We start from the raw sequence: 15,052 nt of genomic DNA on the forward strand, positions 1-15,052 counted from the left end.
CCCTTCACGACGTCCTCTTCCGACGCCCCTTCCCGACGTCCTTCCTGACGTCCTTCCCGACGTCCTTTCCCGGCCGTGGCGATTGTCTCTGGCCGCGGTGTGCCTGCCGGAGGCCCCTTGTGAACCGAACCGCGCGCATCAGAGGGCTGATCGCCCTCGCCGCCGTCGCCCTGTCCCTGTACGTCGCCCTCACCGTGCCCGTGCACCTCGGACTCGATCTGCGGGGCGGCACCCAGATCGTGCTGGAGACCCGCCCCACCGCCACCGCCGAGGCCGACGGCGAAGCCACTGACCGCACGGTGGAGGTGCTGCGCGGCCGTATCGACGCTCTCGGTGTCGCCGAGCCCTCCATCGCCCGCTCCGGCAGCGACCGGATCATCGTCGAACTGCCCGGGGTGCAGGATCCCCGGGAGGCGGCCGACGTGCTCGGCCGCACCGCCCAGCTCACGTTCCACCAGGTGCTCGGCACGGCAGCCGGCACCGACGACCTGCCCGAACCGCTGCCCAAGCGCGCCCGCGAGCAGGTGCTGGCCGACGAGTCCGGCCGGCTGCTGCGTCTGGGGGCGGCCGCGCTGACCGGCAAGGACGTCGAGAAGGCAGCGGCCCGCTTCGATCCGCAGGGCGGTGGATGGCACGTCACCGTCGATTTCAAGGGCGCGGGCGAGAAAGGCTGGGCCCGGCTGACCGGCGAGGCGGCCTGCCAACCGGCCGGGGCCCCGGGCCGCCGGGTCGCCATCGTCCTGGACGACAAGATCATCTCTTCCCCCCAGGTCGACCCGTCCGTCGCCTGCCGCTCCGGCATCGGCGGCGGCTCCACGCAGATCACCGGCACCTTCGACGACCACGCAGCCAAGGAGCTGGCCCTGCTCATCAACGGCGGCACGCTGCCGGTGCCGGTCGAGACCGTCGAGCAGCGCACCGTCGGTCCCACCCTGGGCGCCGATGCCATCAAGGCCAGCGCCTGGGCCGCCGCCATCGGCACCGCGCTGACCTCGCTGTTCATCATCGCCGTCTACCGGCTCATGGGTGTCCTGGCGACCGTGGCACTGGTCTGCTACGGCCTCGTCTCGTACGCCGCCCTCGCCGCCCTCGGAGCCACGCTCACCCTGCCCGGCCTCGCCGGATTCGTGCTGGCCATCGGTATGGCGGTGGACGCCAACGTGCTCGTCTTCGAACGGGCCCGCGAGGAGTACGCCTCGGGTGGGCGCCGCACCCCACGGTCGTCGCTGACCGCCGGATTCCGCAGGGCCTTCAGCGCGATCGCCGACTCCAACATCACCACCCTCATCGCCGCGGGACTGCTGTTCTTCCTCGCGTCCGGGCCCGTGCGCGGGTTCGGCGTCACGCTGGGCATCGGCGTCCTTGCCTCCATGGTCAGCGCTCTCGTCATCACCCGCGCCCTCGCCGACCACGCAGTCGCCCTCCCCCGGCTGCGCCGCCGTCCCCGGCTCACGGGCATCGCCCACACCGGCGCCGTCCGCGACCGCCTCAGCCGCAGGAACCCGAACCTGATGCGTCACCCGCGCCGCTGGCTGGCCGCTTCCTGCGCCGCTCTCGTGCTGGCCGCCTCCGGGATCGCCGTGCGCGGCCTCGACTTCGGCGTCGAGTTCACCGGCGGCCGACTCATCGAATACAGCACCGCCACTCCCGTAGACCCCGGCCGGGCCCGCAGCGCGCTCGCCGACGCCGGATTCCCCCGGGCCGTCGTCCAGACCTCCGGCGAGAACCAGCTCACCGTCCGCGCCCACCACCTGAGCGACACGCAGGCGGGGACCGTCACCGATACCGTCGCCGGCCTCGGGCAGCGGGCCGAGAAGATCCGCGACGAAGCCATCGGTCCCAGCATCGGCGAGGAACTGCGCCGGGGCGCCCTCGTGGCGCTCCTCGTCGCGCTCGGTGCCCAGCTCGTCTATCTCGCGGCCCGTTTCCGCTGGCTGCTGGGCACCTCCGCCGTCGCCGCGCTCGCCCACGACGTCGTGATCCTCGTCGGCGTCTTCGCCTGGCTGGGCAGGACCGTCGACGGCGTGTTCCTGGCCGCTCTGCTGACCGTCATCGGCTACTCCGTGAACGACTCCGTCGTCGTCTTCGACCGGGTCAGGGAACTCGGCCGCGGCGACCGCAAGCTGCCCTTCGAACGCGTCGCCAACCAGGCCCTGCTCCAGACCCTGCCCCGCACCGTCAACACCGGGATGGGCGCCGCGTTCATCCTCACCGCCCTGGCCGTCCTGGGCGGCGACACCCTGACCGACTTCGCCCTGGCCCTCCTCATCGGCCTCGCCGTGGGCACGTACTCCTCGATGTTCACCGCCACACCGCTGGCCGTCGCACTCCACAGGCGCCGTCTGCTTCAGAGCAGGTCGAGGGCGTCGAAGCCGTAGCTCGGGCTGAGGTAACCGCCGCCGCCCGCCGAACCGCTGGCCGCGTCGATGCGCAGGGTGTTGGTACCGGGCACCAAACGGCCCGCGGGGATGACGTAGGTGTAGGTGTGGTTGTTGCCGCGGTAGCTGCCGACGGTCAGCGTGCGGGTGGAGGGCTCGGTCGCGGCGGCCGGGATCTCGGAGGTCCAGGTGTCGTTGACGGTGATCTGGGGGCGGCCGTTCGCCTTCGCCGAGGTGATGCCGATGCGGAGGGTGCAGTCGCCGGCGGCCTGGGCCGCGGTGAGGGTGAAGGAGATCCGCAGGCCCTGGTTGATCTCCTTGAACTGGTAGGCGGGCCAGTCCGAGGCGGTCGAGCTGCCGATGACGTAGGGGCCGCCGGTCCAGGCGGCGGCGCGGGAGTCGGAGGGGTGGGCGTGGGTGACGAGGGAGGCGTTCTTGAAGCCGGCCGGGGTGCCGTTCCAGTCGCCGATGCGCCAGAGGGCGGTGTCGGCGGCGGGGTCACCGGCGATGGTGATGGTGTGCAGGGTGGTGGCGGCGCCCGCGGTGACCGTGACGTCCTGGGTGTGCACCGCCAGTTCGCCCTTGTAGACGGTGAGGGTGTAGGTGCCGGGCAGCACACCGGGCACGGCGTACTTGCCGGTGGCCGCGTCCACCTTCGCCCAGTACTGCGCCTCGGAGTTGGAGAGGCCCACCACGTAGGCGTACGAACTGTCCCGCCCCGCAAGGCCGTTGCCGACGATACGGCCCCGTCCGCCCGCGCCGGTCCAGCCGGTGAGCCCGAGGGCGTCGATCCAGGCGGTGTTGTCGCGCCCGGACACGGCGGAGGTGGGCGCGGCACCGTCGGTGAAGGCGAGGACGTAGGGGCCGTGCAGCCCGAAGCGTTCGGCCTCCGTCTGACCCTCGGCGTAGTAGAGGTGCTCGTACAGTCCGGCGCCCGACTCGTTGCCGTGGCGCAGGAGTTGGCGGATGAAGGGACCGCCGGAGTCCTTCTCCTTGGAGGAGCGGACGACCCAGACCGAGGCGGCGGAGGTGCTGAAGCCGAAGTAGTCGTAGTCGATGGTGCGCAGGTCGGAGAAGTGCTTCGATCTGGTCGTGCCGTCGGCTTTGGCGAACACGTCCGCGGACTCGATGACGGTGTCGGAGTTGGACCAGGTGTCCGGGTAGGTGGTGGGGAAGATGCCGGGCTTGAGGCGCGCGATGTAACGGCCGGCGGTGACCGAGGTGTCGGGCTTGTAGGTGAAGAGGTAGATGTTGTTCTGGCCGCTGCGCGCCGCGTAGTAGTGGATCAGGGTGCCGTGGACGACCTTGATCAGAACGACCCCGGTCGCGGGAGTGGAGACCGTCACCGTCGAGGCGCCGAGGCCGCTCTCGATATGGGAGTTCCTGCCGCCGTAGCCCTGGTACTCGATGCCGTTGTAGACGAAGGACGAGAGGTCTCCGTTGCTGTGGTTGACCTTGAAGACCAGGCCCGCGCCGGTGTCGACGACGTAGTTGGTGCCGTCGTCGGTGTGGCCGAAGCCGGCCGCCGAGGCGCTCGTGGGCGTGGCGAGGGCCAGGGCGAGGCCGGCCGCCGAACTGAGAACGGTACGGCGGGACAGCGGGCTGTCGAGCGGCATGCGTACAACTCCTGTGTCACAGGGTGCGGTTGGGGGCCCGGGCACCTCAAGCCTGACCGCCGCAGAGGCCGCCGTGAAGATCGGCGGCCGGTGAGCCACGGAGATGTAATGCCACGTCACATTCGGTCCCACCATGCGAGATCGAACCGGGGAATCGCATGATCATGAACGCCGCGTTTCGTGCGACTGCTGGGCCGCGAGCTGTGGCGGGCGGATCCCGCACGGGTCCGCCCGCCACAGCCGGTCACTGATCGCTGATCCCCGATTCACGGTGGTAGCGCTCGGCGAGTCGGGCGAGGGCGACCGCGGCAAGGAGGAGGCCGAAGTCGCGCAGGGCGATGTCGTAGTAGTCGGGGATGGTCAGCAGGTTGACGATGATGCCGGCCAGCCAGCCGGCCACCAGCCAGGCCCCGAAACGGGGCGCGAGGGCCACGGCGATGCCCGCCACGATTTCGATCACGCCCACGACGTACATGGCCGTCTGCGCACTCCCGGGAACGATGTCGTCGATCCACGGCGCGAGGTAGGCGGGCCAGTCCACGAGCAGGTTGGCGAACTTGTCCAGCCCGAAGAGGATCGGCGCCACGGTGAACGCGGTGCGCAGGATCGCGAACGCCTGATAGCCGGGATCGGAGAGCAGTGCGCGCCGCGGGCCGGCGGCGGTCCGGGTGCTGGTGGTTGCGGAGGACATGGCGACCTCTCCTTCTATCGACAACTCTCATCACCTATAGAAGCCCTCATTCCTTCTTTCGTCAACGACGATGGGTTTTACACTGGTGTTCGTGAGCGACCCGAAGGAAGTACGCGACGCCGATGTCTCCGCGATCGCCGCACTGGACGAGCCCACCCGCAGGAGGCTCTACGACCATGTGGTGCGCCGACCGGGCCCCGTCAGCCGCGACGAGGCGGCCGCCGCGCTGGGACTGGCACGGCAGACCGCGGCGTTCCATCTCGACCGGCTCGCCGACGAGTCGCTGCTCGACGTGGTCTACGAGCGGCGCAGCGGGCGGTCGGGGCCGGGGGCGGGCAGGCCCGCCAAGCTGTACCGGCGCTCGGCGAAGCAGATCGCGGTCAGCCTGCCGGACCGGCGCTACGAGCTGGCCGGGCGGCTCCTTGCCCAGGCCGTCGAGGAGTCCGCGGCGACCGGTACGCCGGTCCAGGAGGCGCTGCACCGCAAGGCCGAGGAGCTCGGCGAGCAGCTGGGCGAGCCGGACGGCACCGATCTCTTCGACCTGCTGGAGCGGTACGGGTTCGAGCCGCGGCACGAGGAGACGGGTGCCATCGCGCTGGACAACTGCCCCTTCCACGCCCTGGCCCGCGACCACACGCAGACGGTGTGCGGCATGAACCTCCACCTGCTGCGCGGAGTGGTCCAGGGTCTGGGCGAGCGCGGCTACGAAGCCTGCCTCTCCCCCACCCCGGGCCGGTGCTGCGTCCGACTGGAGCCTGTCGCCTGATCATCTCCGCGCCGCGGGATGCAACCGGCCCAGCTCAGGTGCGCCGACTGGGCCGAGACGGGGCATCAGTCGACGCCACCGAGCGATCAGGAGTGCCCGGACTGCCGCCCCTCACTTCCCTCAGCTGAACAACCGGAGGCGCAGTGCCAGGTGCAGGGCGTTGCGGGTGAGCCAGGCGCTGGCCAGGCCGATGGCGGCGCCTGCGGCTACGTCGCTGGGGTAGTGGGCGCCGCTCTGCACCCGCTCGACCGAGACCACGGCGGCCGGTACCGCGCAGGCGACGCCTGCGACCGGCCAGGCCGGTGTCACGGCGGCGGTGAAGGCGACCGCGGCGGCGGTGTGGCCGGAGGGGAAGGACGAGGAGTCGGGGCGGTCGTCGACCTCGTCGTGGGGGAACCACTCCCTCGGCGGCCGGGGCCGGGCGGCCAGCTGCTTGCACAGGCCGTTCGACGTCAGCTGGGCCACCGTCAGAGCTCCCAGGCCGGTCACAGCCGCCTTGCGGCCGCGCCACCCGCCCCACCACGCCATGGCCGCGGCGGCACCCCACCACAGCTTCGCGCTCTGCGCACTCTCCTCCACCGCCGAGAGCACTTTGCCGACCTGCGCCGGGATGGCGTGGGCCGCCTTCCTGGTCAGCGACCGATCAGCGTCACTTGCCTCCGTCAGAAGCCTCATGCCAGGCAGGTATCCCTAGGTCAACGTCCTACACCCAAGATCGACGGAGGTGCTGTCACCGCTCCCCCAGGCGGTGCCGGTCCCTCTCGTCCCACTTCCGGGTGTCGCGAGGCTGGGTATAGGGCTCGGCTTCGGCCGGATGGCCACCGGCGATGGCTCGCTGGCGGGCGATCTCGGCGTCGAACTCCAGGCCCAGCAGGATGGCGAGGTTGGTGATCCACAGCCAGAGGAGGAAGACGATGACGCCGGCCATGGTGCCGTAGGTCTTGTTGTAGGAGGCGAAGTTCGCGACGTAGAGCGCGAATCCGGCGGAGGCGATCATCCAGATCAGCAGGGCCAGGAAGCTCCCCGGAGTGATCCACCGGAAGCCTTTCACCCGCGCGTTCGGGGTGGCCCAGTACAGGATCGCGATCATCGCCGTGACCAGGAGCACGAGTACGGGCCACTTGGCTATCGACCACACGGTCAGGGCCGTGTCCCCGATCCCGAGCACCTGCCCGGCCTGGCGGGCGAGACTGCCGGTGAAAACCACGATCAGCGCGCTTATCACGGCCAGCACCATCAACACCACGGTCACGACGACACGCACGGGAAGCAGCTTCCACACCGGGCGGCCCTCGGGCATGTCGTAGACGGCGTTCGCGGCGCGGATGAAGGCGGCGACATAGCCGGACGCCGACCAGACCGCCAGGACCAGGCCGACGATGGCCATGACGGATCCGATGCCGGAATTGCCCTGCAGCTGCTGGACAGCGCTGGTGATGATGTCGCGGGCGGAGCCGGGGGCGAACTGCTGGAGGTTGTTCAGCACCTTGTCGGTGGTCGACCTGCCGGTGAGGCCCAGTACGGAGACGAGCACGAGCAGCGCCGGGAAGAGCGCCAGCACCCCGTAGTACGTCAGCGCCGCCGCGCGGTCGGTCAGCTCGTCGTCCTTGAACTCGCGCAGGCTGCCCTTGAAGGCGGCACCCCACGAGCCCTTCGGCAGTTTCGTCGGCGTGGCCGGGGCCCTGCGCTCCACCTCCGGCCCGGGGCCGGCCTCGACCGGCGCGGGTGACTCATCCTGAGCGTGATGTTCTTTTCGTCCTGGAATATGCAGCTTTGTCATGCGAGCCGTGTACCCGCCTCGCTCATCTCAAGCACGGCACCTTTGCAGCCGCGGCGGCACGAGCAGGTCGCCCCCGTGGGTCTCGCCCGTACCGCCGATGATTTTCCGGCGGTGGCGCGGTCTGTACGTCGACGGAAGGAGCGCACCATGCGCAAGATCATCGTTTGCACGTTTCTGACACTGGACGGCGTCATGCAGGCGCCGGGCGGTCCGGACGAGGACACCCAGAGCGGCTTCGAGCACGGCGGCTGGCAGAAGCCGGTGAGCGACGACGAGGTCGGCGCGGCCATCGCGAGCTGGTACGAGCCGTCCGACGCGATGCTGCTCGGCCGCAAGACCTACGAGATCTTCGCGTCGTACTGGCCGACTGCCGATCCCGGCAACCCGTTCACCGAGCGGATGAACAGCATGCACAAGTACGTGGCGTCCCGGACCCTGACGACCGTCGAGTGGCGGAACTCCACGCTGCTCGAGGGCGATGTCGTCGATGCCGTACGCAGGTTGAAGACGTCCGACGGCGGCGACATCAACGTCGTGGGCAGCGGCGACCTCGCCCAGACCCTGATGCGGCACGACCTGGTCGACGAATACCGGCTGACCATCCATCCGGTGATCATCGGCACCGGGAAGCGGCTGTTCGCCGACGGAGCGATCCCCACTTCGCTGGAGCCGGTCAGCGTCTCGACGACCAAGAGCGGCACCGTCGTCGGCGTCTACCGACCGAACGGGAAGCCCGCGTACGACAGCTACTAGGCGAAGGCGTACCCGGAAGCACGCGCTGAAGGGCGGGGGGTGAGGATGGCAGTGCCTCGGTGCCTCTCTCGCCGCGGGTATGACGGAAGGTGGGAACGCCGTGCGCTTGCTCTCCAGTACGTCGTGGGACGGCGTGGTCGAACAGCCCTTCATGCTCGACGAGATCCCCGGCGTGCTGTGGACACCGGAAGGTGGCCTCGGCACTCGCCCACTGATCCTGATGGGGCACGGCGGCGGGGAGCACAAGAGGGCTCCTGGCATCGTGGCCCGCGCGCGTCGCTTCGCCGCAGAGGGCGGGTTCGCGGTCGCGGCGGTCGACGTGCCAAACCACGGCGAGCGGCCGACGGACGGGCAGTTCGACCGCCTCGCGTCGGAGTACCGGGCGCGGGTGGCCGCCGGAGCGGATACGGCCGCGCTGGACAACGCCCTGTACACGCTGGTGGTCGGGCCTACCGTCGCGGAATGGCAGGCGGTCCTGACCGCGGTCCAGCGGCTCGACCGCGTCGGCGGCGGTCCGGTGGGCTACTGGGGCGTGTCGCTGGGCTGTGCGCTCGGCATGGCGTTCGTCGCCGCGGAGCCCCGGGTCCGTGCGGCGGTGCTGGGCCTTCAGGGAGCGCCCGTGCTGGCCGGGGCCGCCGCGCAGGTCACCGTGCCGGTGCAGTTCCTGGTCCAGTGGGACGACGAGCTGATGCCTCGCGCACAGAGCTTGGCGTTGTTCGACGCCCTGGGTTCAGCCGAGAAGACCCTGCACGCCCACCCTGGCGGGCACGGGGATCTGCCGCGGTTCGAGACGGACGACTCGCTGCGGTTCTTCAGCCGCCATCTGGGCTGATACGTCTGTGGTTTACGCCGGCGACGGACACCTCCGCCGGATCGTCACCCATCGCGGACGCATGGACCGGACGACGCCGGGCATGCGGGGCTGCAGGGCCTTGCAGCGCTGTTCCCCCGTGGCGTTGCAAGGCCCTTTTCTCGTCTGCCACCGGTTGGCCGTACCCCGGCATCTCCCTAACTGCCCCGGGCCGTCCGCTCACGCCCCCAGGCGGCCAGTGGCTGAAGTGCCTCGTTGAGGCGTTGGCCGGCTTCGGTCAGCGAGTACTCCACCCGGGGCGGCACCTCGTCGTAGGAGACGCGGTGCACTACGCCGTCCGTCTCCATCTCCCGCAGATGAGACGCAAGCACCTTCTCGGTGATCCCCGGGAGCAGTCGACGCAGTTCGCCGAAGCGGCGGTGGGGGCGCTCGTGGAGGGCCCAGAGGATCAGCACCTTCCACTTGCCACCGATCACCTCCATCGCCGTGTCGATCCCGCAGACGTGTCCGTCCGGTGCGCCCGGTCGGTTCAGCGTCGTCATGCCCCATCCCTCCGACGTGCTCGCTCACCCCGGGGTAACCACCCACTCCGAAGTACGTACTTGATCACTTCCGGGCCTGTGACCAGCCTAATCCGCATGACACAGAACACCTTTGAGAAGACCTCCGTCACACTCCTCGGCCTCGGCGCGATGGGCACCGCGCTGGCTCGCGGCTGGCTGGCCGCCGGCCATCCCGTCACCCTGTGGAATCGCACCCCGGCCCGTGCCACGGCACTTGCAGACGAGGGTGCGCGCGTCGTCGACAGTGCCGCCGAGGCCGTCGCGGCGAACTCCCTCGTCCTGGTCTGCCTGTTGGACGACGCCTCGGTCGGCGAGGTGCTGGCCGGTACCGACCTCGCCGGCCGGGACCTGGTGAACCTGACCACCAGCACACCCGCCCAGGCCCGCTCCCGCGCCGAGTGGGCCCGTGAGCGCGGCGCCCGCTACCTCGACGGCGGCATCATGGCCGTCCCGCCGATGATCGGCACTCCGGAGGCGGGCGGCTTCGTCTTCTACAGCGGCGCGCGGGACGTCTTCGAGCGACACCAGCAGATCCTGCGCGTCCCGGCCGGGACCGTCTACGTCGGCGAGGACGCCGGCCATGCCGCCCTGTACGACGTGGCGTTGCTCAGTGCCATGTACGGCATGTTCGCCGGTGCCGCGCACGCTTTCGCCCTGCTCCGCAAGGAGGACATCGACCCGGCCTCGTTCGCCCCGCTGCTCGCCGACTGGCTCGTCGCCATGGCCCCGTCGGTCCACCAGACCGCCGACCAGCTGCGGAGCGGCGATTACATAACGGGGGTCGGCTCCCGTCTCGCCATGCAGGTGGCCGGCATCCCGACCTTCACCGGCACTGCGGAGGAGCAGGGGGTCAGCCCGGAACTGCTCAGCCCCTTCTTCGAGTTGATGCGCCGCCGTCTGGCCGAGGGAGGCGGCGAGGAGGGGCTAACCGGCGTGGTCGACCTGCTGGTGCGCTAGGGGGTCTTCGGAGGGGCAAGCAGTGCGTGTGTGGCTTCTACCGTGTGCTTCATGGGTGATGCACCTGGGAGCGATGTCCCCGCCACGGCGGAGGGCGCGATGGCTGGAGGAGCCTGTGCGGGACGGTTTTTCTGACGGATTCTTCACGCGGATGGCGCACGACACGCATCCCGTGGATCTGATGTGTCTCTACCTGCTGCATGGCTCCGTCGAACGGATCCCCGGCCTGTTGGTCGATCGGGAGACGCTGTCGTACCAGCACCTCAGTCAGCAGGTCCGTGCCGCGGACCGCTCGACGTATGACGACGCTGACACGTTCTCACTTTTCATCAAGAACAAGGTCCGCGGGCGGCTGTACGGCTTGGAGTTCAGAATCCATTTCATCGCCGGTGAGCCCTATGCCGACGCGGCGATTCCCATCGGCGCGACGGTCGACCTGCCCCGGTTCCTGCACCACTTCCGTGGGCACTACGCCTCGGGGGGAGCTCGGGGGGACTGGGACTTCGATGTGTACACCGACGTGGATGATCTCCGTGAGAGCGTCGTGGTCTTCGGCAACCAACGCGAGGTCTGGTTCCACGTCAACCGCGGCCCGGTGACAACCGGCCGGAACAAGCCGGTTCCCTGGGCTCGGGGCCGACTGGTAACCGGTCGGCTGCACGGCACCCGGTTCGGGACGAACGCCGTACCGAACGCGGGAAGTGCGATGTTCCCTGACCGTCATGACCTCGTCGGGGGCACCTCGCCCGAGGCACGGGCCTACCGTCGGCATGTGGCCGGGCTGCACCATTCCCCACCCCGGCGAACGGGACTGCCGGTCCGCCCTGAGTTCGGCGTGAGGACACGACGGCGCTCCGGCGGGTGATGCCTCGCCCGATCTGAACGAAGACCCCTCTGCGGCAGTGTGCGCCGTTTCACGCAACCCAGAACCTCCCAAGTTGCCCAGATCACAGCGCGAACGCCCCTGTGGCATCCATGCTCGAAACGGACACTGACTCATCAATCGGTGCGCACTGTCGTGGAATTGGATGAATCTTTCCCAAGTGGCATATGACATGGCGCCCGTGACAATTCATCCCGTTCCCTGCAGAAAGGCGCTGATCATGGCCGCTTACCTGTGCCCGCCTGCCGTGATACACGGCAGGCACGCCGTGCGGACCAGCCAGATCGTGGACGAAGTGCGCGGTCGGCACCCGAACGCGGCGTGGGCGCCGCGGATCGACGGCATCGCGGCCAGTACGGGCATCGAAACCCGTGGCTGGATGCTGCCGTTGGAGGCCGCCGTCGCGCCCGGCAGCGGAAACGGCCTGCCGACCGCCGGCATCGGGCCCGCCCGTGAGGCGCTGGCCGGTGACGGGTTCACCCAACAGGACGTGGATCGCGTGATCGCCGCCCTTGAGGCGATACCCGCGCCGCAGACCGTCCAGGAGCGCACTGCGCCGGCCTGGTCGGCCGTGCAGTCCTACGGTGAGCGTGCGGCGCGCGGGGCCCTGCAGATCGCCGGGCTGGACGCCGCGGACGTCGACTGTCTGATCACCAGTCACTCCACCACCCCCGCGCTGCCGGGGCTGGACGTCTCCCTCGCCAACAGACTCCCGCTCCGGCGTGACGTACTGCTGCTGCCGGCCACGCAGTGGGCGTGCATAGCCGGGACCCGCTCGCTGGCGCTGGCGGCGGATCTCGTGGCCGCGGACCCCGACCGGGTGGTCCTGGTCGTGATCGCGGAGGCACTGAGCACGACCTACCAGCCCGCTGACGACACGCTGGAATCCCTGATCGTCCGGTTGCTGTTCGCGGACACCGCGGTCGCCGCGGTGGTCACGGGCCGCCCGAGGCCCGAGTCGACGCTGCGGCTGGACGCCGCCTGGCACCACACTCTGCCCGGCACCCAGGACCTGCACCGCCTGGAGACACGGGAGGACGGCACACACTTCGTGATGGACCGGCGCGGGCCGCGCGCCGTGCAGGAGACGGTCACCGCGATGTGGGAGTGGTTGCGTCTCCGATACCAGGACGCCCCCGGCTCCTGGCACCCCGATGTTCTGCTCGCCCATCCCGGCGGGACGCGTGTGCTGGAGTACATGGAGCAGACCATGCCCGACGGGTGGCCGTCGGGACTCCTGCGCTACAGCCGGGACGGCTACACCAGCGGCAACCGCGGAGGCGCCGCCGTGTTCGACATCATGCGGAGGGCATACGACGCCGGGCAGAAGCCGGGCAGCCGTGCCGTCCTGTACGCGGCTGCCCCGGGCCTCACCGCCACCGCCCTGGAAGGCGAGTGGCTGTAGGGCGGACCCGCGCCCCTCGTGACGCCGGTGCCGCCACCCGGCGAACCGGTCCCGCGCCGCCCGGCCGACACCCCGTCACCGCTCGACCGAAGCCCAGACCACCTTCCCGGTGTCCGTCCACCGCACGCCCCACCGGGTGGTGAGCCCATGCACTACGTGCAGGCCACGGCCGGCGTCGTCGAGGAGCCCGCCCGGCCCGAGCCGCGGCCTGCCGTTGCCGGTGTCGCCCACCTCGCACAGCAGCCCGTGACCGGTCCTGATCAGCCGTACCGTGATGGGTCCGTCGGCGAAGCGAACCGCGTTGGCGACCAGTTCGTCGACCACCAGCAGCACGCTGTCCCTGGTGTGCTCTCTGGTGCCCCACTGCCCCAGCAGCTCGGAGACCAGGGTGCGGGCCCGAGCGGCCGCGTCGCCGCGGGCGGGCAGACGCCATGTCGCGGTGTCCTCCTTGCGGTAGCCGATCATGCGGGCGATCAGCAGAGTCACGTCGTCGCGCCGACGCGTGGGCGCCACCGCCGAGACCACGCGCCGCGCGGCCTGCTCCAGGGCGTCCCACGGGTGCACCGAGGACACGGCGTCCGTCAGCCTGTCGATGCCTTCGTCGATCGACAGGGCGGGATCCTCCACCAGGCCGTCGGTGTAGAGGGCGAGCAGTGAGCCCGGGGGCGCACGGAACGCGTGCACGTCGTACGGCTCCCGCAGCGCGAACTCGGCGCCCAGCCCGGGGTGGGGGCGTAGCGCGACCGGGCCGGCGGGGCCGTCCGGGGGTACCAGGACCGGGGGAAGGTGGCCGGCGCTGGCCACCGCCACGTGGTGGCTGACCGGGTCGTACACGGCGATGCAGCAGGTCGACCCGAGGGCGCTGTAACCGGCCGCCAGTCCGGACTCCGCGTCGTCCAGCAGCGACACGGTCTCGTCCAGGTGCTCCAGCACCTCGTCGGGCGCCAGCCCCGCTGACAGCAGCGCGCGGGCCTCCATGCTCAGCTGTCCCATGGTCGCCGCGGCGCCCAGCCCGTGCCCTACGACGTCTCCGACCACCAGCGCGGTACGGCCGTCCGGCAGCGGAAAGCTGTTCACCCAGTCGCCGCCGACGCCGGCGCTGTCGGGGGTGGCGGGCTGGTAGACGCTGGCCGTCTGGACGGTGTCGCCGCCGGACCGTGGCAGCAGTCGGCGCTGCAAGGCCAGTACCTGTGTGTGCTCGCGCTGGTGCTGACGGGCCAGGTCCACGTGGTGGGAGGTTCTGGTCACCAGTTCCTGCAGGTCGAGCAGCTCGCTGTCGGCGAAGGGGCGGTCCGCCCGCCGCCAGACCTCCGCGACACCCAGGACCACGGGCGGCGTACCGTCCAGGACCAGCGGTACGCACACCACGGCCACCGCCTGGTCGCCGGGCACCAGGGCACGGACCAGCCGAGGATCATCGAGCACTCGTTCGATGGCATCCCGGTCGGGTACGACGATGGCCTGCGCGGCGTCGTCACGCCGCATGGCCTGCGACAGCAGCCGACTGGCACCGCCGGGGAGATCGTCGCCCGGGGTCACATAGCCGTCGGGCCACGCCCGGTCCGGCACCAGGGCCGCCCGCCGCAGCCGGAGGCGCCCCTGCGGCTGCTCGGTGACCGCCTCGCCCGTCCACACGGCGAAGTCGAGGTCGATGGCGGTCACGTCACCCCAGGCCAGCAGGGACTCCGCCAGCGACTGCGCGGTCTCGCCGATGTCCAACGAGGTGCCGATCGCCGTCTCGGCGGCGTACAGGTGCAGCCTCCTGGCCATGGCGATCAGGGAGACGGTCAGGCCCTCCTGAGGCGCCGCGGCGGCCAGGATGCTCATCGAGACCACCAGCTCCGAACCGTCGCCGCGTCGCAGGCGCTGGACCCGGGCGACGTGCGGCTCACGTGTCTCGAGGACCTGGCGCAGCCGCCGGGTGACCGTCGGTACGTCCGCGGGAGGCAGGAGATCGACGAAAGGGCTCCCGGCCACCACCTCCACCCCCGCGAAGACCGGGGCGCCCAGATTGCAGCGGGTGATTCTCAGGTCCCGGTCCAGATTGACCGCGCCGAGGATTTGCTCCTGACCGGTGGGCGTCGGGTTGTCGGACACGGCTCGGCGGGCGGCGTTGTCCCCCCGCGGATCGGCGGAACCGGCGGCTGCTGCCGCTCCGTCGACTGGCATGTACTGACCCAAAGCGCTGCTGACCATGTCGAACGGTGACGCAGACGAGGGGGGTGGGGTGGAGTCCATGCGACTCTCTCAGCTCGCTCGCCGACCCCGGCACCACGTCGGAGCCGTACCAGAACCCGGGCGACAGAGTCCCGGGATTCCTGACCGCAAACTTCATTCAATAACACCCGGAGCCGCTTCGCCTACACCAGCGGGCCCCACGGTGGTCGTCACCGCACTGCACCGGCACGCCGTAGGGGCCGAGTGGCCTGCTAAGGCTGACCGCCCCGCC

Annotated in this window: 13 protein-coding genes; 7 read left to right on the forward strand and 6 right to left on the reverse strand. The window is 70.4% G+C overall.

Annotated features, from left to right (window positions below; translation table 11 throughout):
- Window positions 1-119: 119 nt before the first annotated feature.
- Window positions 120-2,378 (forward strand): protein translocase subunit SecD, encoded by a 2,259-nt coding sequence (gene secD / locus AC2XR2_RS00310; protein ID WP_491513836.1) that lies wholly within the window; start codon window positions 120-122, stop codon window positions 2,376-2,378.
- Here secD and AC2XR2_RS00315 read toward each other — a convergent pair.
- Complete coding sequence (locus AC2XR2_RS00315; protein WP_491513837.1) at window positions 2,348-3,994, reverse strand: rhamnogalacturonan lyase B N-terminal domain-containing protein; 1,647 nt, start codon at window positions 3,992-3,994, stop codon at window positions 2,348-2,350. The two genes, secD and AC2XR2_RS00315, sit on opposite strands and share 31 nt — an antisense overlap.
- A 244-nt stretch (window positions 3,995-4,238) precedes the next feature.
- On the reverse strand, window positions 4,239-4,685 hold the full coding sequence (locus AC2XR2_RS00320) for a DoxX family membrane protein (RefSeq protein ID WP_381303100.1): 447 nt from the start codon (window positions 4,683-4,685) through the stop codon (window positions 4,239-4,241).
- 85 nt (window positions 4,686-4,770) lie between these two features.
- On the opposite strand from AC2XR2_RS00320, the gene AC2XR2_RS00325 reads away from it, so the two are divergent.
- Entirely contained in the window at window positions 4,771-5,451 is a 681-nt protein-coding gene (locus tag AC2XR2_RS00325) for a helix-turn-helix transcriptional regulator (protein ID WP_381303115.1), read from the forward strand.
- Between the two features lie 120 nt (window positions 5,452-5,571).
- Here AC2XR2_RS00325 and AC2XR2_RS00330 read toward each other — a convergent pair whose 3' ends face one another.
- Both AC2XR2_RS00330 and AC2XR2_RS00335 read right to left on the reverse strand, forming a co-directional pair.
- Window positions 5,572-6,126, reverse strand: a complete 555-nt coding sequence (locus AC2XR2_RS00330; protein WP_491513838.1) for a phosphatase PAP2 family protein — start codon at window positions 6,124-6,126, stop codon at window positions 5,572-5,574.
- Between the two features lie 55 nt (window positions 6,127-6,181).
- The gene (locus AC2XR2_RS00335) at window positions 6,182-7,231 is read right to left on the reverse strand and encodes a YihY/virulence factor BrkB family protein (RefSeq protein ID WP_381303098.1); all 1,050 of its coding nucleotides are present in this window, start codon (window positions 7,229-7,231) and stop codon (window positions 6,182-6,184) included.
- 147 nt (window positions 7,232-7,378) lie between these two features.
- Here AC2XR2_RS00335 and AC2XR2_RS00340 point away from each other — a divergent pair, with 147 nt between their 5' ends.
- Together AC2XR2_RS00340 and AC2XR2_RS00345 are read left to right on the forward strand one after the other, a co-directional pair.
- Window positions 7,379-7,984, forward strand: coding sequence for a dihydrofolate reductase family protein (locus AC2XR2_RS00340; RefSeq protein ID WP_491513839.1), 606 nt, complete (start codon window positions 7,379-7,381; stop codon window positions 7,982-7,984).
- Between the two features lie 100 nt (window positions 7,985-8,084).
- Window positions 8,085-8,816: a dienelactone hydrolase family protein gene (locus AC2XR2_RS00345; protein WP_491513840.1), complete on the forward strand. Its 732-nt coding sequence runs from the start codon at window positions 8,085-8,087 to the stop codon at window positions 8,814-8,816.
- Between the two features lie 176 nt (window positions 8,817-8,992).
- On the opposite strand, the gene AC2XR2_RS00350 is transcribed toward AC2XR2_RS00345, so the two are convergent.
- The gene (locus tag AC2XR2_RS00350) at window positions 8,993-9,337 is read right to left on the reverse strand and encodes a winged helix-turn-helix transcriptional regulator (RefSeq protein ID WP_356465642.1); all 345 of its coding nucleotides are present in this window, start codon (window positions 9,335-9,337) and stop codon (window positions 8,993-8,995) included.
- A gap of 96 nt (window positions 9,338-9,433) precedes the next feature.
- Between AC2XR2_RS00350 and AC2XR2_RS00355 the strand changes: the two genes are divergently transcribed.
- The 3 genes from AC2XR2_RS00355 to AC2XR2_RS00365 all read left to right on the forward strand — a co-directional run bounded on the left by AC2XR2_RS00355 (window position 9,434) and on the right by AC2XR2_RS00365 (window position 12,603).
- Complete coding sequence (locus AC2XR2_RS00355; protein WP_491513841.1) at window positions 9,434-10,315, forward strand: NAD(P)-dependent oxidoreductase; 882 nt, start codon at window positions 9,434-9,436, stop codon at window positions 10,313-10,315.
- Between the two features lie 151 nt (window positions 10,316-10,466).
- On the forward strand, window positions 10,467-11,180 hold the full coding sequence (locus AC2XR2_RS00360; RefSeq protein WP_491513842.1) for a hypothetical protein: 714 nt from the start codon (window positions 10,467-10,469) through the stop codon (window positions 11,178-11,180).
- A 238-nt stretch (window positions 11,181-11,418) separates the two neighbouring features.
- Window positions 11,419-12,603 carry a beta-ketoacyl-[acyl-carrier-protein] synthase family protein gene (locus tag AC2XR2_RS00365; RefSeq protein WP_491513843.1) on the forward strand — a complete coding sequence of 395 codons (1,185 nt, stop codon included), beginning with the start codon at window positions 11,419-11,421 and terminating at the stop codon, window positions 12,601-12,603.
- 75 nt (window positions 12,604-12,678) lie between these two features.
- On the opposite strand, the gene AC2XR2_RS00370 is transcribed toward AC2XR2_RS00365, so the two are convergent.
- Complete coding sequence (locus tag AC2XR2_RS00370) at window positions 12,679-14,841, reverse strand: ATP-binding SpoIIE family protein phosphatase (RefSeq protein WP_491513844.1); 2,163 nt, start codon at window positions 14,839-14,841, stop codon at window positions 12,679-12,681.
- Window positions 14,842-15,052: the final 211 nt, after the last annotated feature.

Source organism: Streptomyces sp. LS-MS-L19, from assembly GCF_058382285.1.